Genomic DNA, 22867 nt, shown 5'->3' with positions numbered 1-22867 from the left:
GGACGTGACGACGACGACGCTGCGCGGAGCACGGCCCGAGGCGCCGGAGATGCCCTCGGGCCAGCTGGTGCTGCAACCGCCGCCGCGGCTGGAGCAGCACGAGGGCGCGAGCGGCGTGCTGATGAACGCCATCCCGATGCTCGGCAGCCTCGGATCGATCGTGCTGGTCGCCACGATGGGCAAGGCCAACGGCGGCCGCGCACTGATCGCCGCCGGCATGTTCCTCTTCGCCACCCTCGGCTTCGTCGTCGTGCAGATCGACCGGCAGCGCAAGCAGCGCGCGCAGCAGCTGACCGGCTCGCGCACCGAGTACCTGCGCTACCTGGCCAACGTCCGCAAGATCGCCCGCGACGCCGCCGTCCAGCAGCGGCGCGCCCTGACCTGGCAGCACCCCGACCCCAGCGCGCTGCCCGCGCTCGCCGACGAGCGCTCGCGGGTCTGGGAGCGCACCGGCTCCGACCCGGCGTTCCTCCAGGTGCGCTACGGCGTCTGCGCGCAGCCGCTCGCCCTCGAGCTCGTGCCACCCGAGAGCACGCCGATCGACCAGGTCGACCCGGCAGCGGCCTCGGCGCTGCACCGGCTGCTGGTCGTGCACCGCCTCCAGCCCGACCTCCCCGCCTCCATCGACCTGCGCGCGTTCGACCGGATCGAGGTCTGCGGCGCCGAGGAGCCGGCGCGGTCGATCGCCCGGTCGCTGCTGTGCTCGGCCGCCGCGTTCCACGGACCGGAGCACCTCGCGGTCGCCGTGCTGTGCTCGGAGCAGAACCTGGCCCGGTGGGACTGGCTGAAGTGGCTCCCGCACGCCCAGAGCGGGCGGGAGTCCGACGCGGTGGGCGCCCGCCGGATGGTGTCGACGTCGCTCGCGGAGCTCGCCGCCCTGCTGCCGGCCGACCTCGCCGACCGGCCGCGCTTCGGCGCCGACGAACGGCCCGCGACCCCCCACGTGCTGCTCGTCGTCGACGGCGGGGAGCTGCCGCCGGGCAACCACGTGATCCCGCCCGATGGGCTGCACGGCGTGACGCTCCTCGACCTGCCGGCCCGGTGGGACGACCTCGACGACGCGAGCCGGCTGCGGATCCAGGTCGACGGTGCGGCGGCGGCCGACGGCCGCTACCCGGTGCTCGCGTTGCGGCTGCGCGAGGAGCCGGTGCGCGCGCACGCCGACGCCTGCCCGCTGCCGACGGCCGAGGCGCTGGCCCGCCGCCTGACGCCCTTGCACGCGATGGCCACCGGCGTGGTGGAGTCCACCGGCGAGCTCGCCGGGCCGCGCGACTTCATGGAGCTGCTCGGTCTCGGCGAGGTGCAGGCCTTCGACCCGACGGCCGCCTGGCGGCCGCGGCCGGCCCGCGACCGGCTCCGGGTGCCGATCGGCACCGGCGAGGCCGGCTCGGTCGTCCACCTCGACATCAAGGAGTCCGCCCAGCAGGGCATGGGCCCCCACGGACTGGTGATCGGCGCGACCGGATCCGGCAAGTCGGAGTTCCTGCGCACGCTGGTGCTCGGTCTCGCGATGACCCACTCGCCCGAGCAGCTCAACATGGTGCTCGTCGACTTCAAGGGCGGCGCGACGTTCGCGGGCATGTCCGAGATGCCGCACGTCTCCGCGGTCATCACCAACCTGGCGCAGGAGCTCACGCTCGTCGACCGCATGCAGGACGCGCTGTCCGGGGAGATGGTGCGCCGTCAGGAGCTGCTGCGCGAGGCCGGCAACTTCGCCTCGGTGCGCGACTACGAGAAGGCGCGGGTCGCCGGCGAGGACCTCGCGCCGCTGCCCTCCCTCTTCATCGTCGTCGACGAGTTCTCCGAGATGCTCTCGGCCAAGCCGGAGTTCATCGACCTCTTCGTGGCGATCGGCCGGCTCGGCCGCTCGCTCGGCCTCCACCTGCTGCTGTCCTCGCAGCGCCTCGAGGAGGGTCGCCTCCGCGGCCTCGAGTCACACCTCTCCTACCGCATCGGTCTGCGCACGTTCAGCGCCACCGAGTCCCGCTCGGTGCTCGGCGTACCGGACGCCTACGAGCTCCCGCCCGACCCGGGGCTCGGCTACCTCAAGCCCGACCCGACGACGCTGCTGCGCTTCAAGTCCGCCTACGTCTCCGGGCCGCCCGCGAGCCAGGTGCTGGTACGCCGCGACGAGGGCGGCCACGTCCGCGGCATCCTGCCGTTCACGGTCGCGGAGGTCCAGAGCCTCGAGCTGCCCGACCCGGCACCGCAGCCCGAGCCCGTCGCCGCGCCGGCCGGCGAGGGCGAGTCGCTGTTCGCGATCGCCGTGCGCCAGATGGCGGGTCAGGGGCCTGCGGCGCACCAGGTGTGGCTGCCGCCGCTCGACCGCCCCGACTCCCTCGACGACCTGATGCCGGACCTCACCGCCGACCCGCGGCTGGGCCTGGTCTCGCCGACGTGGCGCGCGCAGGGCGGCCTCGTCGTGCCGCTCGGCACGATCGACCGGCCGCGCGAGCAGCGGCGCGACGTGCTCACCATCGACCTGTCCGGCTCCGGTGGCCACGCGGCCGTCGTCGGCGGGCCGCGCAGCGGCAAGAGCACGGTGCTGCGCACGATCGTGGCCAGCATCGCGCTCACCACGACGCCGCAGGAGTCGCAGTTCTTCGTGCTCGACTTCGGCGGCGGCACGTTCGCGTCGTTCGCCGATCTCCCCCACGTCTCCGGTGTCGGCAGCCGCGCCGAGCCGGACGTCGTACGCCGGATCGTCGCCGAGGTCCGCGGCATCGTCGACCGGCGCGAGAGCTACTTCCGCAGCCAGGGGATCGACTCGATCGAGACCTACCGCTCCCGCCGCGCGGCCGGGCGCGCCGACGACGGGTACGGCGACGTCTTCCTCGTCGTCGACGGCTGGAGCACGCTGCGCGCGGACTTCGACGACCTCGAGGCCGAGATCCAGCAGCTCGGCGGCCGCGGCCTCACCTTCGGCCTGCACGTGGTGGTCGGCGCCGCGCGCTGGGCGGACTTCCGGGCGGCGATGCGGGACCTGATCGGGACCCGGCTGGAGCTGCGCCTCGGCGACCCGATGGACTCCGAGGTCGACCGCAAGGTCGCGGCGCTGGTCCCGGCGGGCCGCCCGGGCCGCGGGCTGGTGCCCGGCGGCCTGCACTTCCTCGCCGGGCTGCCGCGCATCGACGGCGGCTCGGACGCGGAGACGCTCGGCGACGGCGTCGAGGACCTGGTGAAGCAGGTGTCGGCCGCCTGGAGCGGCGAGACCGGGCCCAAGCTGCGGCTGCTGCCCGAGCAGATCAGCCTCGACGAGGTGCGCGCCCTGGCCGCGCCGGCCGGCGGCGACCGGCGGGTGCTGCTCGGGGTCAACGAGAGCGACCTCGCCGCCGTCGGGCTCGACGTCGACGCCGAGCCGCACCTGCTGGTCTTCGGCGACGGCCAGTCGGGCAAGAGCGCGCTGCTGCGCGGCTACGCGCACGAGGTGATGCGCACCCGCGCGGCCAGCGAGGCCCAGCTCGTGGTCGTCGACTACCGGCGTTCGCTGCTGGGCGAGGTGCCCGAGGAGTACCTGCTCGACTACCTCACCTCCGCGACCCAGGCCGAGCCGACGCTGCGCGACCTGGCGGCGTACCTGCAGGGCCGGCTGCCCGGCCCCGACGTCACCCCCGAGCAGCTGCGCAACCGGTCGTGGTGGACCGGCGCCGAGGTCTTCGTGATCGTCGACGACTACGACCTGGTGTCGACCCAGCAGGGCTCGCCGCTGCACGTGCTGGCGCCGCTGCTGCCGCAGGCCCGTGACGTCGGCCTGCACGTCGTGGTCGCGCGCCGCTCCGGTGGCGCCTCGCGGGCGCTCTACGAGCCGATCATCCAGTCGCTGCGCGACCTGGCGATGCCCGGCCTGCTGCTCTCCGGCAACCCCGACGAGGGGCCGCTCTTCGGCAACCAGAAGCCGCAGCCGGCCCCTCCCGGTCGCGGCCGGCTGGTCAGCCGCGATCGCGGCGTCGAGGTCGTGCAGACGGCGTGGTGCCCGCCGACGTTGTGAGGTGGGTTGTCGGCGCCGCTGCGGTTTCATCAAGGGATGCAGGCGAAGCCGCGCTTCCCTCGCCGAGCTCGTGCAGGGAAGCGCATGTTGACCCTCATCCCTTGATGAAACGCCGGCGGCCGCACACGAGACGCGCCCGACGCTCAGACGTGCGTGTGCTCGCCGGGCCCCTTGACCTGGGTGCCGGGGAGGTCGGCCAGGTCGTAGGTGATCTCGAACGTACGCCGGTAGCCCGTGTGCGCCACCCGCCAGCCGTCCGGCGTCCGCGCGTAGCGGTCGGAGTAGAAGGCGGCACCCTCGAGCATGAACGAGAACGCCGGCACGATCACCTTGTCCTGGAGGTACCAGCGGGCCGTGGCGGCGTCGCCGTCGACCTCGATCTCGGGGTGGTGGACCTGGTGCATGGTGAGCAGGCCCTCGCCGAGGTTCTCCTTCATGTAGCTCACCAACGCGTCCCGGTCGGCGAAGACGAGGCCGTTGTAGTCGCCGGTGGCGTCGGGGAGGAAGCAGTCGCGGAACCCGTCCCAGTCCTTGGTGTCCAGGGTGCGGAGGTAGCGGTACTTCAGCTGGCTGATCGCGGTGATGTCGTCCACGAACTAGAACGTATTCTAGTTTTCCGGCGGCGGACAGCACGAGGTTTGACGTGGATGTAACGCGCCGTCAACCTGCCGTCGATGTGAACGATCCAACCTGGGGCCATGACCGAGCAGACGGGATCCCAGACCAGCCAGCCGACGACGGCCTCCGACCGCGTCGCCGAGCAGCGCGCGCAGCTGCGGGTGCGCCACGCCGCGGCCCTCACCGCCCTCATGGACGAGCGCGCCGACCTCAAGGGCGTGCACGCCCTGGCCGACCACTTCGACGAAGCGGTGCGCTGGTCGGCCTGACCCTCGCGCGACCGGCGGGGGCTGGGGTCGCGTCGTTATAGTCGCGGCGTGATCTTCAAGCGCGTCGGCGTCGGGAGGCCGTACCCGGACCACGGGATGACCGCGCGCGACTGGGCCTCGGTGCCGCCGCGCCAGGTCCGCCTCGACCAGCTGGTCACGACCAAGGACACCCTCCAGCTCAACGCGCTCCTCGACGAGGACTCGACGTTCTACGGCGACCTCTTCGCGCACGTCGTCGAGTGGCGCGGCGAGTACTACCTCGAGGACGGCCTGCACCGGGCCCTGCGCGCCGCCCTCCAGCAACGGCTGGTCCTGCACGCACGCGTGCACACGATGGAGGACTGATGCCCGAGACGGTGCGCACCACGATCACGCTCGTGGTGCTCGCCGTGCTCGTCGCCCTCGCGGCCGTCTGGGGCTGGAACGCCGCCACCGACTCGCTGCCCGCGAAGGTCGACCGACCCGTGTGCGTGGACACCGAGGTCGAGGCGGGCGACCGGCTCTACCCGCAGCAGGTGACGGTCAGCGTCTACAACGCCAGCGACCGCTCGGGCCTGGCCGGGCGCACCATGCGCGACCTCGAGGACGCCGGGTTCGCGGAGGGCCGGACCGGCGACGCCGCGCGCACCAAGGTGGGGGAGGTCGCGATCTGGAGCACCGAGCCGGCCGGCCCGGCGGTGCGACTGGTCGCGAGCTACCTCGGCGACGTCGACATCGAGCGGCGCGAGGGGCTCGGCCCCGGCGTGACCGTCGTGGTCGGCAAGGACTTCGGACGGCCCGGCGAGGGCGAGCGGTACGTCGAGGTCGCCGAGGCCGCGACCGTCTGCGGCCCGGCCGTCGACTGAGCCGGCACCCTCAGCGCGGCGTACGACGCGAGCGGTCGCCCAGCCACTGCGCCAGCCGGCCGTGGGCGCTGACCTGACGCAGTCGCTCCTCGGTGCGCTCGCGCAGCTTGCGGGGCGTCACCACGAGCAGGTCGTCGCCGTGCCGGAGCACCGTGCGGCGCTCGGGGACGATCGTCCTGCCCTCGCGGATCACCATCGAGACCGACGCGCCGGTCGGCAGCCGCAGCTCGCCGACCTCGACGCCGTGCATCTTCGAGACCGGGCTGATCGTCACCTGGAGCAGGTCCGCGGCGATCCTCTCGAGCGGCGCCGCCTCGACCTCCAGCCCGCGCGGCTCGGACCGCCGGGTCACCTTGAGCACCTTGGCGACCGCGGGGAGGGTCGGGCCGGTGAGCAGGGTGTAGATGACGACCATCACAAAGACCAGGTCGAAGAGATCGGTCGCGTCCTCGACGCCCTCCGCGAGCGGGATCGTGGTGAGCACGATCGGGACCGCGCCGCGCAGGCCGGCCCAGGACAGGAACCCCAGCTCCCGCCAGGGCATCGGCTGCACGACGGCGCTGACGAGCACCGAGATCGGTCGCGCGACGAACGTGAGCACCAGGCCGGCGGCGAGCGCCAGGCCGACGGTCTCGAGGGTGATCCGGCCCGGCGAGAGCAGCAGGCCGAGCATCACGAAGAGACCGATCTGCGCCAGCGACGCGACGCCCTCCGCGAACGAGCGGGTGGCCGCCCGGTGGGGCAGCTCGGTGTTGCCGAGCACGAGCGCCGCGACGTAGACCGCCGCGAAGCCGGAGCCGTGGACGGCCGCGGCCCCGCCGTACGCGAGGAACGCCAGGGTCAGCACGGAGAGGGGGTAGAGGCCGGACGACGGCAGCGCGGCGCGGCGCATCACCCAGGCGCCGCCGAACCCGGCGGCCAGGCCGAGCGCGATGCCGATCGCGAGCTCGTAGACGATGATCCCGCCCATCGCGAGGAACCCGTGCTCGTCGACCGCGCCGGTGGACACCAGCGTCACCAGCACCACCGTGGGCGCGTCGTTGAGGCCGGACTCCGCCTCCAAGGTGCCGGTGAGTCGCCGCGGCAGCGGGACCCGGCGCAGCACGGAGAACACCGCGGCCGCGTCGGTCGGGGAGGTGACGGCACCGAGCAGCACCGAGACCTCCCAGGACAGGCCCAGCAGGTAGTGCGAGGCGAGGGCGACGATGCCCACCGAGACCGCGACGCCGAGGGTCGCCAGGGACGCTCCGAGCCGGATCACCGGCCGGATCTCGCGCCACGTGGTGGTCAGGCCACCTTCGGCGAGGATCACGGCGAGCGCGATGAAGCCGAGCGCGTGCGCGACCTCGGCGTTCTCGAACTCGACGCCGAGGCCCTTCTCCCCGAGCGCGACACCCATGAGCAGGTAGATCAGCAGGCTGGGGAGGCCCACGCCGGCGAAGGCGCGCACCGCGAGGATCGCCAGCAGTGTGACCGCAGAGCCCACCAGCACGAACGTGTCGAGCTCGTGGACGTCGAACGTCACGGGTCACCTCGGCGATCTGTCGGGGCGGCGGGCCAGGAGTCTATCGGCGGCCGCCGGCCCGCGAGCGGCCCGTGTCAGGTCGTCGGGGTGTACCCGGGACGTCCGGAGGCGTCCCACTCCTCCCAGAACGACGTGAACTCCTCGCCGAGGAAGGGGTCGCCGCCGGTCATCGCGATGCCGCCCCGACGGACCGTCCAGTCCCAGGGCGCGAGCTCCTGCGCGAGCGCCAGCTGGGCCAGCGCCTGCTCCGTGCGCCCGGCACGCTGGTGATGGGCGGCGATCCGCCGGTGCGCCAGTGCGCGCTGCTCGTCGTCGGTGCGCTCGGGCGTCGTCGCCGCGGCGCTCGGGGGCAGCTCGCCGTCGCGCACCCACGCCCGCAGCGCGTCGTGGTGCCGGTCGGCCGCGATCTGCGTGAACTCGACGAACTGGTCGTCGCCCGGGGCGATCGTCGGGGGCTTCACGATCCGGTCGTCCTCGTCGACCCACACCACCGACGGGACGTTGGTGATGCCGTACCTCTCGGCCGTCACGTGGGCGGTGTCGACGGCGACCGGGTACGACGGGCTGGCGGCCTCGATCCACGGGCGGCTGTCCTCGGGATCGGCGTCGAGGGCGACCGAGAAGAGCCTCAGACCCGCGTCGGCGAGCTCGTCCTGGAGCCGCTGCCAGCCGCCGAGCTCGTGGCGGCACCCGCACCAGGAGGCCCAGGTGACGAGCACCCGCTTGTGGCCGGAGAAGTCGTCGAAGGACACCTCGTTGCCGTCGACGTCGCGCAGCGTCAGCTCGGGCGCCCGGCCGCCCGCGGCCTCCCGGTGGTGGGTCTCGGCGGAGGGTGCGATCGCAACGACGTCGCCGTCGCGGGCCAGCACGTAGCCGGCCCGGGCCGCCCACTCCTCGAGGTCGTCCGGCCCGGCGTTCGGGATGCAGACGTCGCCCCAGCACAGGCCGACGTCCTTGGCCACGACCTCGTGCTCGCGACCGTCCGCGTCGATGAGGGTCAGCACGCCGGTCAGCATCGCACGAAACTGGAACTTGTTCTAGATTTGGGTCATGACGACCGCGACCCCCGACGTCCTCCCCGCCTCCGCCCTCCCCGCGGACGCCGAGCGGTACGACGTCGTCGTGGTCGGCTTCGGCATCGCGGGAGGCTGCGCGGCCCTGGAGGCGGCGCGCGCGGGGGCGCGGGTCCTGCTGCTCGAGCGCGCCGCCGTGCACGGCGGGACGTCGGCCATGTCCGGCGGCCACTTCTACCTCGGCGGCGGCACGGCCGTGCAGCAGGCGACCGGGTGGGACGACACTGCCGACGCGATGTACGACTACCTGGTCGCGGTGTCCAAGGAGCCCGAGCACGACAAGATCCGCGCGTACTGCGACGGCTCGGTCGAGCACTTCGGGTGGCTCGAGGCGCTGGGCTTCGAGTTCGAGCGGTCCTACTACCCCGAGAAGGCGGTGATCCAGCCGGGGACGCAGGGCCTGATGTTCACCGGCAACGAGAAGGTCTGGCCGTTCAAGGAGCAGGCAACCCCGGCACCGCGCGGCCACAAGGTGCCCGTGCCCGGCGACACCGAGGGCACCAGGATGGTGATGGACCTGCTCCGCGCGCGGGTCGAGGAGGCCGGGGTCGAGGTCCGCTACGAGACCGGCGCGACGAACCTCGTGGTGGCCGACGACGGCGCCGTCGTGGGCCTGGCCTGGCGCCGCTTCGACACCACCGGCGTGATCGCGGCGTCGGCGGTCGTCGTCGCTGCGGGCGGCTTCGTGATGAACCCGGAGATGGTCGCGGCGTACACGCCGTCGCTGGCGGAGAAGCCGTTCACGCTCGGGTCGACCTACGACGACGGGCTCGGCATCCGGCTGGGCGCCTCGGCCGGCGCGGAGCTCAAGCACATGGACGAGCCGTTCATCACCGCGCCGTTCTACCCGCCCTCGTCCCTGATGACCGGCTTCATCGTCAACAACCGCGGCGAGCGGTTCGTCGCCGAGGACTGCTACCACTCGCGCACGTCGCAGTTCGTGATGGAGCAGCCCGACCACACGGCGTACCTCATCGTCGACAGCGCGCACGTGGAGTACCCGAAGTTCCCGCTGGTGCCGCTGCTCGACGGCTTCGAGACGATCGACGAGCTGGAGACGTCGCTCGGGCTGCCGGCCGGGTCGGTCGCGGCGACGCTCGAGCGCTACAACAAGATGGCCGCCGCCGGCGAGGACCTCGACTTCCACAAGGCCGCCGAGTGGCTGGCCCCGCAGGACACCGGCCCGTGGGCGGTCTTCGACCTGCGGCTCGGCAAGGCGGTCTACGCCGGCTTCACGCTCGGCGGCATCCGCGTCTCGGTCGACGGGGAGGCGCTGCGGCCCGACGGCTCGGCGATCCCCGGCCTGTACGCCGCCGGGGCGTGCGCGTCCAACATCGCCCAGGACGGCAAGGGCTACTGCTCCGGCACCCAGCTCGGCGAGGGGTCGTTCTTCGGGCGCCGCGCGGGTCGGCACGCCGCGGCGCACGCGTAGCCTCGCCCCATGACCGACCGCTTCCGGGTGGCGTCGCGGGCGAACGTGCCGCCCTTCCACGTGATGGACCTGCTGGCGGCGGCGACCACGCGGCAGCGCACGCACGGCGACCTGCTCAACCTGCTGGCGGGGCAGCCGATGACCGGCGCGCCGGTGCCGGTGCGCGAGGAGGCCAAGCGGCTCCTCGACTCCGGCGACGCGCTCGGCTACACGCCGGCCACGGGGATCCTGCCGCTGCGCGAGGCGATCGCCGCCCACCACCGGCGGGCGCACGGGATCGAGGTGGACCCCGACGAGGTCGTGGTGACGACCGGGAGCAGCGGCGGGTTCCTGCTGGCGTTCCTCGCCGCGTTCGAGGTCGGCGACCGGGTGGCGATGGCGCGTCCCGGCTACCCCTGCTACCGCAACGTGCTGACCGCGCTGGGCTGCGAGGTGGTCGAGATCCCGACCGGGCCGGAGACCCGCTTCCAGCCGACCGTCGACCAGCTGCGCGGTCTCGGCGACGTCGCGGGCCTGGTCGTCGCCAGCCCGGCCAACCCCACCGGCACGATGCTGCTCCCGAGCGAGCTGGCCGCGCTCGCGGCGCACTGCGAGGCCGCGCGCATCCAGCTGATCTCCGACGAGATCTACCACGGCATCGAGTACGCCAGCCCGCACCTGGCGCGCAGCGCGTGGGAGACCAGTCGGGAGGCCGTGGTGTTCTCCAGCTTCAGCAAGTACTTCTCCATGACCGGCTGGCGCATCGGCTGGATGCTCGTCCCCGACCGGCTGCGCCGCGCGGTGGACGTGCTCACCGGCAACTTCACGATCTGCCCGCCGGTGCTCGCCCAGCGCGCGTGCCTCGCGGCGTTCGACGACGCGTCGTACGCCGAGCTCGACGGCCACGTCACGCGCTACGCCGCCAACCGCCGCCTCCTGCTCGACGGGCTGCCCCGGCTCGGTGTCACCGAGCTCGCGCCGGCGGACGGCGCGTTCTACGTCTACGCCGACGTCGGGCACCTCACCGACGACACCATGACGTTCTGCCACGACGTGCTCGCGCGCACCGGGGTCGCGATGGCGCCGGGGGTCGACTTCGACACCGTCGACGGGCCGCGCTTCGTGCGGATGAGCTTCGCGGGTCCGGGCGCCGAGATCGAGGAGGCGCTCGAGCGGTTGTCCACAGCCCTCGACCGCTGAGGTTTCTCCACCTCCCGATCCCGGCGACCCTCCTCCCACGCGGCCCGACGCGCGGACCGCAGAACGGGGGATCACGATGTTCGTCGACACCGGTGCCGTGCGGCACCTGGCGGCCGAGCTCGCCGAGCGGGCCGCCGAGATCAGGGCCACGGCCACCGACCTGCACCGCCGCGTCGCCGCCGTGCCGTGGCAGGGTGCGGCCGCCGACGCGATGCGCGCCCACGCCGCCTGGCGGATCGCGGCGCTCCTGCGCGCCGCCGACCTGCATGACGACGCCGGCGAGGCGCTGGTCGAGCACGCCGACGCCGTCGACGCCGCGCTGGCGCTCCTCGCGAGCATCGTGGACGAGGTCGTCGACACCGCGGCCGACACCGCGGGGCAGGTCGCGGACACCGCCGGGGCGGTGGCGCAGGCGGTCGCCGACCACACGGTCGGGCTCCTCCCGTGACCACCGCGGACCCCCGCGGCCCGCGGATCATCGAGGTCACCGGTGGCAGCGCCGGGCTGGCGGCACGCTACGACGCCGTGGGCGCCATGGCCGGCGACTTCGAGACCGCTGCGGCTCGTCTGCTCGAGCTGGCCGGGCACGACACCGCCGCCGCGGCCGACGGCGACCTCCTCGGCACGGCCGCGCTCGCGCCGGTGACGTTCGCCGAGGCACAGGCCGCGCTCGCGGCGGCGGGTGGGACCTTGGTGAGCGCCGCCGCCTCGTGGGAGACCGACGCGCTCCTCGTGCGCGCCGCGCTCCAGGGCCTCCGGGCGAGCGACGCGCTCGCCGACGCGGCGATCGACGAGCTGGACCGGCGGCTGGGAGCGGCTGTCGGCATCACCGTCCGGGCCGTCGCACCGGCGCTCGTGGCGACGGTGGCCGTGCTCCCGCCCGAGGCACGGGAGCGGCTCGACGACCGCCTGCAGGGCTGGGTGCTCGACCACCCGGGGGTCGTCCAGCACGTCGTCAACGGGGGCGGTGGGGCGCTCGCCGGCGCCGCGGGCGTCCCGGCGCTGGCGCTCGGCGGACGCCAGGCGACCCAGCTGCTCGCCGCGCTGTACGACGACGGCCGCCCGGTCGTGCACACCCGGCCCGACCTGTCCGTGCCGGCAGGCGGGACGCCGCCGCGCTCGGTCGCGGACGTCGTCCGCCACCTGCGGGAGGTGGCCGCCCTGTCGGTCGGGGCCGACTCGTCGGGCAACGGCACCATCGAGGTGCAGACCCTGGACCCGGGCTCCGACCGGGTGCGCCACGTCGTCTACCTCCCGGGCACCGACGACATCGCGACGCTGCCGTGGACGCAGGACGAGGACGTGCGCGACGCCGGGGAGGACCTCCACTCGGCGGCCGGGCACCTCACGGCGTACCAGCGCGGCATCCTGCAGGCCATGCACGACGCCGGCATCCGCCCCGGCGAGCCGGTGCTGCTGGTCGGGCACTCCCTCGGCGGGATGGAGGCCGCGGCGCTCGCCGCGCATCGCACGGGCTTCGCGATCTCCGACGTCGTCACCGCCGGCTCGCCGACCGCGCAGGTGGGCGGCTACCCGGACGGGGTGCACGTGCTGTCGCTGGAGCAGCGGGGCGACGTCGTGCCGCTCACCGACGGCGCCGACAACCCCGACTCCGTCGCGCAGACGACCGTCGTCTTGGACAGTGGCGAGCCGGCGGAGACGATCGGGACCCGGCACGACTACGCGCAGTACGTCGCCGGCGCGGCCGCCGTCGACGCAGCCACGAGCACCTCGGTCGCCGAGCACGTCGCGGGCCTGCACGACCGCGGCTTCCTGAGCGGCGCGGACGCGACGACCAGCCAGGTCTTCCAGATCACCCGCCACCCGCGGGAAGGTTAGGCCGCAACGCTCTCGGGCACGGGACCCGGAGATCAGGACGGGGGTCCTCGGATGCAGCACCAGACAGGGCCGCCCGGCCCGGAGACCTCGGTGGTCGACCTCGGACCGGCGGTCGCGGAGGAGGCACCGCAGCCGGGCGGGCTCGCCGAGCTCGTCAGCGCGCTGTTCGCCACCACCCGTGCGGTGACCGTGGAGCGGGTGGGGTTGTCGGCGTACGTCGTCCACCTGCCCGGTCCGCGCGGCGTGTCCGGCACGCAGCTGCGGGCGGTCGGCGCCGTCCAGCTCACCTACGCCGAGCGCGCCGCGCGGGCGATCGAGACCGCTGTCAGCGCCAACCGCGACGCCCCCGCGCGGGTGCTGCTGGTCGGCCACGGCGAGGGCGGCGCGGTGGCACTCGACGTCGCCGCGATGGCGGAGTCGCAGCTCTTCGACGTCGACCGGATCGTCACCGTCGGCGCGGCGGGAGCGTTCGTGCCCCGGGTGCCGGCCCAGGCCCGGATGCTCTGCCTCGAGGAGCGCACCGACCTCGGCGCCCTCCTCGGCTCCGTGGTCAACGCGGGCGCCGGCAACCGCCTCACCGTGGTCTTCGACGGCGGCGACTCGGCGACCGCGGCCGAGCGCTACGTCGCCGGCGCGCGCCTCGCCGATGCCTCCGACCACCCCGACCTGGTGCGTGCCATCGAGGACCTGCGTGAGCTGAGCTACCTCTCCTGACGCGGACGGGTCACAGGATGTCGTGCACGAACCCGCCGAGCTGGGTGAGGTTGCGGCACTCGACCATCGGCACGACCGCGCCGTACCTGGACGCCGCGGAGTCGCCGGTGTCCCAGTGCCGCCGGTGCTCGGGGTTGAGCCACCAGGAATGCCTGGCCGAGCCGGCCAGCCGCTGGAGCACGTCGACGTGCAGGTCGGCGTAGTTGGAGCGGGCGTCGCCGAGGATCAACAGGGACGACTTGGGACCCAGCGCGTCGGCGTAGGACTCCTCGAACTTCGTCAGCGCCCGGCCGTAGTTGGTGCGTCCCCACAGCGCGGCGTGCGCGGTGCTGGCGGCGAGGTCGGCGAGCACGTCGCCGGGGTCGGCGCCGGGGCGGAAGTGGTGGGTGACCTCGTGCACGTGGTCGATGAACGTGAAGGCGCGGACCGAGGCGAAGTGCTCGCGCAGCGCGTAGACCAGCAGCAGCGTGAACTGAGCGAAGCTGGCCACCGACCCGCTGACGTCGCAGAGGACGACCAGCTCGGTCCGGTGGGGGCGCTTGGGCTTGTGGTGGGTCACGAGCGGGACGCCGCCGGTGGAGATCGAGGCGCGGACGGTGCGCCGGAAGTCCAGCGGCCCCCGCCGCCGGGCGTGGTGCTCCTGGGTCAGCCGGGTCGCGAGCCGCCGCGCCAGCGGGTAGATCTCGCGCCCCATCTGCTCGAGGTCGCTCTTGCGCGCCGCGGTGAAGTCGAGCCGGTCGATGGAGGGCCGCACCGCGACCTGGGCGATGTGCTCGGGGCCCTTCTCCTCCGCGATCCGGCGGCGGGCGTCCGCCTCGACGAGACCCGTCAGCTCGCCGACGCGGCGGCGGGCCTCGACCCGCGCGTCCTCGAGCGGTCGGTCGACCTGCAGGGCCTGGGCGATCCGGTCGACCAGCTCCTGCGGCGAGACCCGCTGCAGGGCGGTGTAGGCCGACCAGGACGACAGACCCGGGCCGCGGCCCGGCATCGCGCCGAAGCGGGCGAGCATCTCCGCGGCGAGGTCCAGCATCGCCTGCCGGTCACCCTCGGCGAGCCCGTCGACGAGGTCGTCGCGGAACGCCGCCAGCGCCGCTGCGTTGTCCTGCACCCGGTCGGCGTCCGGCTCCTGCTCGCGCGCGACCCCGTCGCCGACCATGCGCGGGAAGTAGACGTCGAAGAGCGTGTCGAACGTCGGGCGTTGCGACTGCTTCTTGACCAGCGTCGCGGCGTACGCCGTGCGCACGACCTCGCGGCGGTCCCAGGCGACGGCCGACAGCGCGGCTACCGCGTCGAGGTCCTCGGCGAGCGACACCGACATCCCGGCGGCGCGGAGCGCCTCCAGGAAGGAGATGTGGCGATCGACGAGACCACTCATGACCGGAGTCGCAGCTCCTTGATCGCCTTCTCCTGGTCGGAGACGTGCTTGAGGACCACCCCGAGCGTGTCGGCGACCGCCTTCTCGTCGAGCTCGCCGATCTCCAGCGCGACCAGCGTGCGGGCCCAGTCGACGGACTCCGCGATCGACGGCGCCTTCTTCAGGTCCAGGTCGCGCAACCGGCCCACGGTCTCCACCAGGCGACCGGCGATGCGGTCCTCGAGGTCGGGCACCTGCGAGCTGACGATCTGCAGCTCGCGCGCGGCGTCGGGGTAGTCGAGGTGCAGGTAGAGGCAGCGGCGCTTGACGGCCTCCGACAGCTCGCGGGAGGCGTTGGACGTGAGCACCACGAAGGGTCGGCGTAGCGCGGCCACCGTGCCGAGCTCCGGGATCGTCACCTGGAAGTCCGACAGCACCTCGAGCAGCAGGCCCTCGACCTCGACGTCGGTCTTGTCGACCTCGTCGACCAGCAGCACGGTCGGCTCGTCCCGCCGGATCGCGGTCAGCAGCGGCCGGGTCAGCAGGAACTCGTCGGTGAAGATGTCGTCGTGCGTGGCCGACCAGGACTGGTCGGAGCCTTGCGACGCCTGGATGCGGAGCAGCTGCTTCTTGTAGTTCCACTCGTAGAGCGCGCGTGCCTCGTCGAGACCCTCGTAGCACTGGAGCCGCACCAACTCTGCCCCCGTGACCCGGGCGACCGCCTTGGCGAGCTCGGTCTTGCCGACCCCCGCCGGCCCCTCGACGAGCAGCGGCTTCTCCAGCGCACCCGCGAGGTAGGCCGTGGTCGCGGTCGCCTCGTCGGCGAGGTAGCCGGACGCGGCCAGGCGGTCGACGGCGTCGGCGGGCGAGGTGAACCAGGGGCTCGGCTGCGGCATGCGCCCATCCTCGCGTACCCCTAGGCACGTTCGTCCGTTGTCCGGGTGACGAGGCCGCCGCGCCCGGGTCTGGGGGCCCGGGCGCGGCCCGCCTCCGGACCTGGGGTCAGGCCTGCTCGCCGTGCCGTCCTGCGCCATCCGCGAACCGCGCCGCACCCTCGATCGCGCCGTCGCCGAGCGAGACCATCCCGTGGCGCAGCTCGTTGGCCATCGCCTCCGCCTCGTCGAGACCGTCCTGCTCCAGCAGCGAGAGCCGGTCCTGGCGCAGGCAGGTCTGCGGCAGCTCGGCCAGGGAGCGGGCGAGCACCTGAGCCTCGGCGAGCGCGTGGCCGGCGGGGACGACGCGGTTGACCAGGCCGATCCGCTCGGCCTCCCACGCGTCGACCGGGCGGCCGGTGAGCACGAGGTCCATCGCGCGGCTGGCGCCGACCAGCCGCGGCAGCCGCACCGTGCCCCCGTCGATGAGCGGCACGCCCCACCGGCGGCAGAAGACGCCGAGCATGGCGTCGCCGCCCGCGACGCGCAGGTCGCACCAGAGCGCCAGCTCGAGGCCGCCGGCGACGGCGTACCCGTCGATCGCGGCGATCACGGGCTTCGACAGCCGCATCCGGGTCGGACCCATGGGCCCGTCGCCGCGCTCGGTGACCTGGTTGCCGCGCTCGGTGCCGATCGCCTTCAGGTCGGCGCCGGCGCAGAACGTGCCGCCGGCGCCGTGGAGCACGGCGACGCTCTGGGACGCGTCGGCGTCGAAGGCACGGAACGCCTCCGCCAGGGCGGCGGCCGTCGGCCCGTCGACGGCGTTGCGGGCCTCCGGGCGGTCGATGACGACGGTCGTGACCGGGCCGTCGACCTCGACCCGGACGCTCACCGCCCGACCTCGGCGGTCGCGGCGGCGTGCCGGCGGGCGAGCTCCTGGTAGTACGGCGGGTTCTGCTCGACCCAGAGCTGCGACGAGGTGCCCTCGATCGGCTTCGTGGGCTTGGCCGGGATGCCGGTGACGACCATGCCGCCGGGCAGCTGCGTCCCCGGCGTGACGACCGAGCCGGCCGCGACGAGCGTGCCCGGGCCGACGACGGCGTGGTCGAGCAGGGTCGAGCCGTTGCCGACGAGCGCCTGCTCGCCGACCTCGCCGCAGTGCACGATGCAGCCGTGGCCCACGGTGGCGTTGCGGCCCACGACGAGGGTCTCGCCGGGGGCGGCGTGGAGGACGGAGTTGTCCTGCACGTTCGCGCCCTCGCGCACCACGATCGTGCAGATGTCGGCCCGCAGCACCGCGCCGTACCAGATGCTGGCGCCCGCCTCGACGGTCACGTCGCCGATGAGGGTGGCGGTCGGCGCGACGAAGGCGTCGGGGTGGACGACGGGGCGCTTGCCCTCGAACTCGAAGAGTGGCATTCCTTCATTCTCGACCGGACCCGTCGATGCTCGTAACGGAGGGGCGCGGGTTACCGTCTCTCTGCTGACTCGGAAGCAAGGCGGGGGGTAGGACGTGCGCGCGCTGGCGGCAGGTGTGGTGATCGCGCTCTGCCTGTCGGCGGGCGGCGTGGGGTCGATCGCGGCCCCGGCCGGCGCCGAGTCGACCGTGCCGATCGGGGATCCGCGCACCGACCCGCAGTGCATGGGCGACAACTACACGCCGACCGATCGCGACGCGGACCGCGCGGCGGACCTGATGGCCGGCCGGATGACGATCACGCCGTACGGCCCCTGGACGATGCCGCCGGACCCGGACTGGACCGAGGACCCGTTCCAGAACTCCAACTGGGTCTTCCAGTACCACTCCCTGCACTGGCTCGACCCGCTGCGCCGCGTCGGCCTCGCCACCAACAACCAGGACATGCTCGACCGGTACGCCGCCCTGGTCCGCGACTGGGTCGTGGACAACCCGGTCGACGCGCCCCCGTCGCGCTTCTCCTGGTACGACATGGCCGACGGCTTCCGCGCCATCGGCCTGGTGTGCCTCGCGGCGACCTACGTCACCGAGCCGGACTGGCTGACCGCGGCGATCCAGACGCACGCCCAGATGCTCTCCGACCCCACCCGCTACGCCAGCAACGGCAACCACGGGCTCTACCAGAACCTCGGCCTGCTCGCCCTCGGCTGCTCGCTCAACGTCCCGGCGTGGCGCGACCTCGCCGTGCAGCGGGCGCAGCAGCTCCTCGAGATCGCCGTCGACGCCGAGGGCGTCACCAACGAGGGCTCGGTGCTCTACCAGACGCTCAACCACCGGTGGTACCTCCAGCTCGGCACCCGACTCGACCGGTGCGGGCTGCCGCGCTTCCCCCAGCTGGACCGGATCGACGCGATGCCCGACCTGATGGCGCACGCCACGCAGCCCGACGGCAACATGGTCGCCTTCGGCGACACCTCCGCGGAGCAGCGCGCGACCTCGGTCCCCGGCACCGTCGCGGAGTACGCCGCGTCCGGTGGGCGGTCCGGGCCGCGACCCGACCGGACGTTCGCTGTCTTCCAGCGTGGCTACGCGTTCTCCCGGTCCGGCTGGTTCGACACCGAGGCCGCCAACCAGCAGAGCCTGGCCTCCATCCGTTTCGGGGCGCCGAAGACCACGGCGATCCACGGCCACGAGGACGCCGGCGCCGTCGGCTTCTTCGCCTACGGCAGCCAGCTGCTGTGGCAGCCGGGGCTCTGGGGCGGCGCTGGTGGGCGCGAGCGCGCGTACGTGCTCTCGGACAAGGCGCACAACGCGATCGGCATCGCCGGGCGCGACTACGACCGCACGGTCGCCAGCCCGCTGATCGCGGCCAGCGGCACCGACGCGGCCGACCTCGTCACCGTGCAGAGCGGCGTCTACCGGGGCGCGACCTGGCAGCGCACGATGGTGCACGCGAAGGGCGTCCACCTGCTCGTCGTCGACGACCAGGTCTCGCAGCCCACGCGACGCTCGGTCCTGCAGCGCTGGCAGCTCGGCGCGGACCGGCTGGTCACCACCGGCTGCGGCCGCGCGGACACCGAGGGCCCCGGCGCCGACGTCACGCTGCTGTGGTCCGACGACTGCCCTCGACTGACGGTCACCACGGGTCAGACCTCGCCGATGCTCGGCTGGCGCAGCCCGCGGACCAATGAGTTCGTCGCCGCGCCGACGCTGGTCGCCCGGCGGACCGACCGCCAGGTGCGGATGACCACCGTGATCGTGCCGCGGTTCGCGGCCCGTGGCCCCGAGGACGTGCAGCTCCTGCGCACCATGGACACCGGGGATCGCCGGCTGCTCGACATCCGCCTCGACCACCGGGTCGTCCGCATCGGCTTCTCCAGCACCGGTGCGACCGTCGAGGACGTGCGCAGCCCGTCGCGCACGCGGGCCCGCATGGAGCCCGGAGCCGATGCGCTCGCGGTCCGCGTCACCGCCGCCAGCCGGGTGACCGCCCACGGCTGGGTGCGGGTGCGTGTCGGCGACCGCACCCGCTACCGGCGCCTGCACGACGGCAGGGCCGAGGTGCGGATGCCCCACCTGTCCGCCGGCCGCTACCGGATCCGGACCACCTACCTCGGTGGCGACCGGGTGCTCCCGTCGCGCGCCCCGGCCCGCACCTACGTCGTGCGCCCCGCGGCCGCTCTCGAGCGGTAGGCCCGAGAGGGGGACTCAGTCCCCCGTCGCGTGGATCAGGTCGGTGTCGATCTCCGGCCGTCGGGCGACGTAGACGAACCCGCGGGCCAGGTCGTAGTCGACGACCGTGCCGTCGCGCTCCAGCTCCGCCAGCCACCGGTCCAGCCGCGCGTCCATCTCCTCCCCGTTGGGGAGGCCTGCTCGCCGTCGTTGCTCGGCGCGCAGCATCAGCGCCTCGTGGCTCCAGCGGTGGGCCACGTCGACCCGCCACGGGATCAGGTTGTCGACCCGCCTCGCTCTCGTCTGCTCGTCCACGACGTCGGACGCTAGCGGCGACCACCGACAACGGGCTCGGTCGGCGGCGGCGACCCCGGGATGCACGAAGCCCCGTCCGCGGACGGGGCTTCGTGATGGCGGGCGATCAACAGAAATGCAAACGCGCAGGTCATGCCGGTCCTTTCAGCGGGGGCACCTTCCGCCTTGCACCTGCTAGACGTCCCCGCTTGCACGCCGATTCTCATGTGCGGGATCCGCAAGCAAGAGGGGTGCCCCGTGAACACCGTGTAGATCTTGTGCCAACCCACTGTCGCGCGACTCGCTCGGTAGCTGCAGTGAGCAACTGCGCGGCCCCCTGGGTGAACCCTCGCCCCCCGGGACTGAAGAGCTGATGACGCGGCCAGACGGCGACGCGACGGCCGAACTCCGCGAATCGAAACGCCAACGCGCCCGGCGACAAGCACTAGGATTCTCGGTCCATGCCCATTTCGAGGTGAACCGTGGACGTTGATACACACGAGCTCTTCAAGGGTGAACCTAACCCGCGAGCCGAGGTCGTCATCGGACTTGTCGGCGCAATGGGCACCGACCTCGACGAAATTACACAATCCCTTTCCGATGCACTGACAAGCGTGGCCTATGACGTCAAGCACGTGCGGGTCAGTGGGCTGATCTCGGAGTTCTTCTCCGCACATGAGATCGACGTTCCCGAGTCGTCGACCACCAAACTTGACCTGCTCATGAATCTCGGCGACGCTCTTCGACTCGCTCTGGACTATGGGGGGGCTGCTGCGGCACTCGCGGTCGGTCGAATTGCTTCAGATCGTTCGGCAACGGGAGCCACGAACGAGCGGTCATCGGTCGCGACGATTCTGCGTCAACTGAAGCACCCAGACGAGGTCACGCTTCTGCGCAGCATCTACGGGCCACGCTTCGTCTTGGTAGGTGTGTGGTCGCCGGAGGTGGAGCGGATGGCATCCGTCGATCGCCGGCTGCGGTTTGCACACGCCGGCGAGGACGAGGGCTGGTATGCACAACACGTTCGGCGCCTGTTGTTGAGGGATGAGAAGGACGTAAGCAAGAAGCTGGGACAGCGCGTCCGTGACACATACGAGATGGCCGATGCGTTCATTGCGCTTTCGCCTGGCCGGGACTCATCCGAGCCGGCCGGACGCTTGATTCGCCTCCTCTTCGGTTCGCCCTATGAGACTCCCGATCGCCACGAACAGGCGATGTACTTCTGCTCGGGAGCCAGCATGCGATCGTCTGACGCCGGGCGGCAGGTTGGCGCGGTGGTGGTGGACGACGACGGCGAACTCCTCGTCACGGGTGTCAACGAGGTGCCGAAACCGCTTGGGGGCCAGTACTGGAGTGACGACGAGGTCGACCTCCGTGACTTCAAGATCGGCTACGACGAGAACGCGAGACAGAAGCTCGCGATCGTCACCGACCTGATGAAGTCACTGGCCGAGAGCGAGTGGCTTGGCGAGAAGGTTCGCGGACGCAAGCCTGAGGATCTGGCTCGCGAAGCCATCACTGAAGGCGGCCCGCTTGCGAAGAATCGGATCGGCGATCTCCTGGAGTTTGCGAGGGTCGCGCACGCCGAAATGGCGGCGATCTGTACGGCCGCTCGTCGGGGCATCCCAATAGGTGGCCAAACCATGTACACGACCACGTATCCCTGCCACGAGTGTGCTCGGTTGATCATCGCCGCCGGGATCAGAAAGGTGGTTTACATCGACCCATATCCCAAGTCGCAAGTACGAGTGATGTACGCCCGGGAGGTCACCGACAGCGACGTCGGGGTCAACGGCACCGTTGCCTTTGAGCCATTCAAGGGCGTTGCTCCCCGACTGTTCCGGTCGGTTTTTCGAATGACAGGTCGGGACCGAGACGAAGTCACTGGAGAGTACGCGAAGTGGGATCCCCGAGTTGCGACTCCCCGTTTGGTAACAGAAGCGCTTGTGCTCCCGGACGCGACAACGTACGAGAGCAAACTCTATGAGCCCGTCTACGACCTTCTAACGACGGCCGATTGGGAGGGTGTCTTCAAGAAGGCATTTCCTCTGCCGACGTGACACTCGGCGGCAGACCATCCGTGGACGAGACAGATGGCATCTCACTCTCAGAGAACTGCTCGGCTTCGGACGCCGTCCATCGCTGAACCCCTGCATCTAGCTGCTCGAGCTCGTCGTTGGAGATCATCGCGGCTCCGGACGAATCGACCGTGGCCATCTGTACCGGCAGGGCAACGCCCCACGACGACACGGCGCATACGGCGGCCACGATTCGGTAGGCGAGCAACTTGCCTTGCTCGGTCAAGATTGGAACCTCGAGATGGTGTGCGAGCGCCTCGCGAACGACGTGGGCGAAGTCGTGCGCTGACCCGATCGCAACGAACCGTTTCTGAACGCACTCGATGGGCGCAAGATCTGACGGCAGATGGATGATGCTGGGGGAACCATCGAGCCAACCAATGAGGAGTGCCTCGACATGGTGAACAGACGTCTCTCCGTCGCGGGGGAGGCGCGGAGTCTTGAGCGAGGCCTCGAGACTCGGAGAGATTGCCGATGCCAACTCCAAGGGAGAACTGGGACGACGGTCCTCCTCGTTCAGGATCGCGTTTTCTACCGCCTGGATCATGAACTCGCTACCAGCGGTAGCCCAAGCCATGGGGATAGTCGTGGCACATCGAACCTTGTCCACTTGAGTGGCAACGCGGTCGGAACTGCCCCGGCTGTCGGACGCGAGCACGACGCCGTCAGCGCACGCGATGGCGATGGCGATCGTCATCGCGGTCCCGACCAGCGCGATTTCGTGGCGTAGCCAGGAAACTCCTCGTATACCTCTCTCAGCAAACGGTTGAAGTCCTTGCTGGTTACCCAGCTGCGAACCTCGGTGAGGAGCCGCAGCGTGTTCGGGCTGACCGAAGCCATGAGCTCGCGCGCGAGTCGAGAACCGTCCCGAGTGAGCACGTATCGGCCGTACCGCACACCTCCAGCGAACGACAAGACCATCACACCTTGTCGTTGCCAGTTAGCCAGGTCTTCGGACAACTGCGTGCTGTACGGACCCCAGTTGTAAGGCTGGTACTCGTACGAACCTGCCCAGTTGGCCGCTCGTGTTCCTTGGGTCACCAAGAACACGGCCTTCTGCATCCGAATGCGATCGAAGGGATGTGGCCCGTCCTTGCTGGCCATCTCTTCAGAACAAAGAAGCAGAGGCAGCGCAGAGCGACCCAGGACAAGCGACTCCGAAGGAGGTCGGTGACTAGGCATGGCCGGCATTGGGAGC

General features: G+C 72.1%; 21 protein-coding genes. 11 read left to right on the top strand and 10 right to left on the bottom strand.

Annotation, left to right across the window (positions count from 1 at the left end):
- Window positions 1-4 precede the first annotated feature (4 nt).
- Entirely contained in the window at window positions 5-3988 is a 3984-nt protein-coding gene (gene eccCa / locus HZF07_RS16610; RefSeq protein WP_309504800.1) for a type VII secretion protein EccCa, read from the top strand.
- Between the two features lie 143 nt (window positions 3989-4131).
- On the opposite strand, the gene HZF07_RS16605 is transcribed toward eccCa, so the two are convergent.
- Window positions 4132-4581, bottom strand: a complete 450-nt coding sequence (locus HZF07_RS16605) for a nuclear transport factor 2 family protein (protein WP_181645284.1) — start codon at window positions 4579-4581, stop codon at window positions 4132-4134.
- A 105-nt stretch (window positions 4582-4686) separates the two neighbouring features.
- On the opposite strand from HZF07_RS16605, the gene HZF07_RS16600 reads away from it, so the two are divergent.
- From HZF07_RS16600 to HZF07_RS16590, 3 genes are read left to right on the top strand one after another with little or no spacing between them, the layout of a single operon-like run.
- A complete protein-coding gene (locus tag HZF07_RS16600) occupies window positions 4687-4875 on the top strand; it encodes a hypothetical protein (RefSeq protein WP_157343149.1) in 189 nt (62 codons plus the stop codon).
- Between the two features lie 48 nt (window positions 4876-4923).
- Window positions 4924-5220: a type II toxin-antitoxin system VapB family antitoxin gene (locus tag HZF07_RS16595; RefSeq protein WP_181645283.1), complete on the top strand. Its 297-nt coding sequence runs from the start codon at window positions 4924-4926 to the stop codon at window positions 5218-5220.
- Window positions 5220-5720 carry a LytR C-terminal domain-containing protein gene (locus tag HZF07_RS16590; RefSeq protein ID WP_157343147.1) on the top strand — a complete coding sequence of 167 codons (501 nt, stop codon included), beginning with the start codon at window positions 5220-5222 and terminating at the stop codon, window positions 5718-5720. Before HZF07_RS16595 ends, HZF07_RS16590 begins: the two co-directional genes overlap by 1 nt.
- Window positions 5721-5730: 10 nt before the next feature.
- Here the strand turns inward: HZF07_RS16590 and HZF07_RS16585 are convergent, their stop codons facing one another.
- Together HZF07_RS16585 and HZF07_RS16580 are read right to left on the bottom strand one after the other, a co-directional pair.
- Window positions 5731-7245, bottom strand: a complete 1515-nt coding sequence (locus HZF07_RS16585) for a potassium/proton antiporter (RefSeq protein ID WP_181645282.1) — start codon at window positions 7243-7245, stop codon at window positions 5731-5733.
- A gap of 74 nt (window positions 7246-7319) precedes the next feature.
- On the bottom strand, window positions 7320-8261 hold the full coding sequence (locus HZF07_RS16580; RefSeq protein ID WP_157343145.1) for a redoxin domain-containing protein: 942 nt from the start codon (window positions 8259-8261) through the stop codon (window positions 7320-7322).
- A 34-nt stretch (window positions 8262-8295) separates the two neighbouring features.
- Between HZF07_RS16580 and HZF07_RS16575 the strand changes: the two genes are divergently transcribed.
- The 5 genes from HZF07_RS16575 to HZF07_RS16555 all read left to right on the top strand — a co-directional run bounded on the left by HZF07_RS16575 (window position 8296) and on the right by HZF07_RS16555 (window position 13482).
- Window positions 8296-9750, top strand: coding sequence for an FAD-binding protein (locus tag HZF07_RS16575; protein WP_157343143.1), 1455 nt, complete (start codon window positions 8296-8298; stop codon window positions 9748-9750).
- A 9-nt stretch (window positions 9751-9759) separates the two neighbouring features.
- Window positions 9760-10929 (top strand): pyridoxal phosphate-dependent aminotransferase, encoded by a 1170-nt coding sequence (locus HZF07_RS16570; RefSeq protein WP_157343140.1) that lies wholly within the window; start codon window positions 9760-9762, stop codon window positions 10927-10929.
- 76 nt (window positions 10930-11005) lie between these two features.
- Window positions 11006-11377 carry a hypothetical protein gene (locus HZF07_RS16565; RefSeq protein ID WP_157343139.1) on the top strand — a complete coding sequence of 124 codons (372 nt, stop codon included), beginning with the start codon at window positions 11006-11008 and terminating at the stop codon, window positions 11375-11377.
- Window positions 11374-12768 (top strand): hypothetical protein, encoded by a 1395-nt coding sequence (locus HZF07_RS16560; RefSeq protein ID WP_157343137.1) that lies wholly within the window; start codon window positions 11374-11376, stop codon window positions 12766-12768. Before HZF07_RS16565 ends, HZF07_RS16560 begins: the two co-directional genes overlap by 4 nt.
- A 51-nt stretch (window positions 12769-12819) precedes the next feature.
- Window positions 12820-13482 (top strand): PGAP1-like alpha/beta domain-containing protein, encoded by a 663-nt coding sequence (locus HZF07_RS16555; protein ID WP_157343136.1) that lies wholly within the window; start codon window positions 12820-12822, stop codon window positions 13480-13482.
- 10 nt (window positions 13483-13492) lie between these two features.
- Here HZF07_RS16555 and HZF07_RS16550 read toward each other — a convergent pair whose 3' ends face one another.
- From HZF07_RS16550 to HZF07_RS16535, 4 genes are all read right to left on the bottom strand, one after another.
- A complete protein-coding gene (locus tag HZF07_RS16550) occupies window positions 13493-14857 on the bottom strand; it encodes a vWA domain-containing protein (RefSeq protein WP_157343134.1) in 1365 nt (454 codons plus the stop codon).
- Window positions 14854-15732, bottom strand: coding sequence for an AAA family ATPase (locus HZF07_RS16545; RefSeq protein WP_157343132.1), 879 nt, complete (start codon window positions 15730-15732; stop codon window positions 14854-14856). The genes HZF07_RS16550 and HZF07_RS16545 overlap by 4 nt, the downstream gene beginning before the upstream one ends.
- 106 nt (window positions 15733-15838) lie before the next feature.
- Complete coding sequence (locus tag HZF07_RS16540) at window positions 15839-16600, bottom strand: crotonase/enoyl-CoA hydratase family protein (protein ID WP_181645281.1); 762 nt, start codon at window positions 16598-16600, stop codon at window positions 15839-15841.
- Entirely contained in the window at window positions 16597-17127 is a 531-nt protein-coding gene (locus tag HZF07_RS16535; RefSeq protein WP_157343130.1) for a gamma carbonic anhydrase family protein, read from the bottom strand. The genes HZF07_RS16540 and HZF07_RS16535 overlap by 4 nt, the downstream gene beginning before the upstream one ends.
- Window positions 17128-17221: 94 nt before the next feature.
- On the opposite strand from HZF07_RS16535, the gene HZF07_RS16530 reads away from it, so the two are divergent.
- Window positions 17222-19318 carry a heparinase II/III family protein gene (locus HZF07_RS16530; RefSeq protein ID WP_157343128.1) on the top strand — a complete coding sequence of 699 codons (2097 nt, stop codon included), beginning with the start codon at window positions 17222-17224 and terminating at the stop codon, window positions 19316-19318.
- Between the two features lie 15 nt (window positions 19319-19333).
- Here the strand turns inward: HZF07_RS16530 and HZF07_RS16525 are convergent, their stop codons facing one another.
- Window positions 19334-19612, bottom strand: coding sequence for a hypothetical protein (locus HZF07_RS16525; protein ID WP_157343126.1), 279 nt, complete (start codon window positions 19610-19612; stop codon window positions 19334-19336).
- A 461-nt stretch (window positions 19613-20073) separates the two neighbouring features.
- On the opposite strand from HZF07_RS16525, the gene HZF07_RS24550 reads away from it, so the two are divergent.
- Window positions 20074-21651, top strand: a complete 1578-nt coding sequence (locus HZF07_RS24550) for a deaminase (RefSeq protein ID WP_157343124.1) — start codon at window positions 20074-20076, stop codon at window positions 21649-21651.
- On the opposite strand, the gene HZF07_RS16515 is transcribed toward HZF07_RS24550, so the two are convergent.
- Window positions 21623-22366, bottom strand: coding sequence for an Ntn hydrolase family protein (locus HZF07_RS16515; protein WP_157343122.1), 744 nt, complete (start codon window positions 22364-22366; stop codon window positions 21623-21625). The genes HZF07_RS24550 and HZF07_RS16515 overlap by 29 nt on opposite strands.
- Window positions 22363-22773 (bottom strand): hypothetical protein, encoded by a 411-nt coding sequence (locus HZF07_RS16510; protein ID WP_157343120.1) that lies wholly within the window; start codon window positions 22771-22773, stop codon window positions 22363-22365. Before HZF07_RS16510 ends, HZF07_RS16515 begins: the two co-directional genes overlap by 4 nt.
- Window positions 22774-22867 lie beyond the last annotated feature (94 nt).

This window comes from Nocardioides agri, assembly GCF_013778305.1.
Taxonomy (GTDB): Bacteria; Actinomycetota; Actinomycetes; order Propionibacteriales; family Nocardioidaceae; genus Nocardioides; species Nocardioides agri.
The sequence above is the reverse complement of the archived record's forward strand: the minus strand, read 5'-3'. Positions and strand labels throughout refer to the sequence as shown.

Excerpts from the sequence above, each read along its gene's own strand:
- HZF07_RS16515 (WP_157343122.1), bottom strand. The coding sequence starts at position 22,366 with ATGACGATCGCCATCGCCATCGCGTGCGCTGACGGCGTCGTGCTCGCG.
- HZF07_RS16570 (WP_157343140.1), top strand. The coding sequence starts at position 9,760 with ATGACCGACCGCTTCCGGGTGGCGTCGCGGGCGAACGTGCCGCCCTTC.
- HZF07_RS16535 (WP_157343130.1), bottom strand. The coding sequence starts at position 17,127 with ATGCCACTCTTCGAGTTCGAGGGCAAGCGCCCCGTCGTCCACCCCGAC.
- HZF07_RS16545 (WP_157343132.1), bottom strand. The coding sequence starts at position 15,732 with ATGCCGCAGCCGAGCCCCTGGTTCACCTCGCCCGCCGACGCCGTCGAC.
- HZF07_RS16575 (WP_157343143.1), top strand. The coding sequence starts at position 8,296 with ATGACGACCGCGACCCCCGACGTCCTCCCCGCCTCCGCCCTCCCCGCG.
- HZF07_RS16555 (WP_157343136.1), top strand. The coding sequence starts at position 12,820 with ATGCAGCACCAGACAGGGCCGCCCGGCCCGGAGACCTCGGTGGTCGAC.
- HZF07_RS16600 (WP_157343149.1), top strand. The coding sequence starts at position 4,687 with ATGACCGAGCAGACGGGATCCCAGACCAGCCAGCCGACGACGGCCTCC.
- HZF07_RS16580 (WP_157343145.1), bottom strand. The coding sequence starts at position 8,261 with ATGCTGACCGGCGTGCTGACCCTCATCGACGCGGACGGTCGCGAGCAC.
- HZF07_RS16590 (WP_157343147.1), top strand. The coding sequence starts at position 5,220 with ATGCCCGAGACGGTGCGCACCACGATCACGCTCGTGGTGCTCGCCGTG.
- HZF07_RS16565 (WP_157343139.1), top strand. The coding sequence starts at position 11,006 with ATGTTCGTCGACACCGGTGCCGTGCGGCACCTGGCGGCCGAGCTCGCC.
- HZF07_RS16510 (WP_157343120.1), bottom strand. The coding sequence starts at position 22,773 with ATGGCCAGCAAGGACGGGCCACATCCCTTCGATCGCATTCGGATGCAG.
- HZF07_RS16550 (WP_157343134.1), bottom strand. The coding sequence starts at position 14,857 with ATGAGTGGTCTCGTCGATCGCCACATCTCCTTCCTGGAGGCGCTCCGC.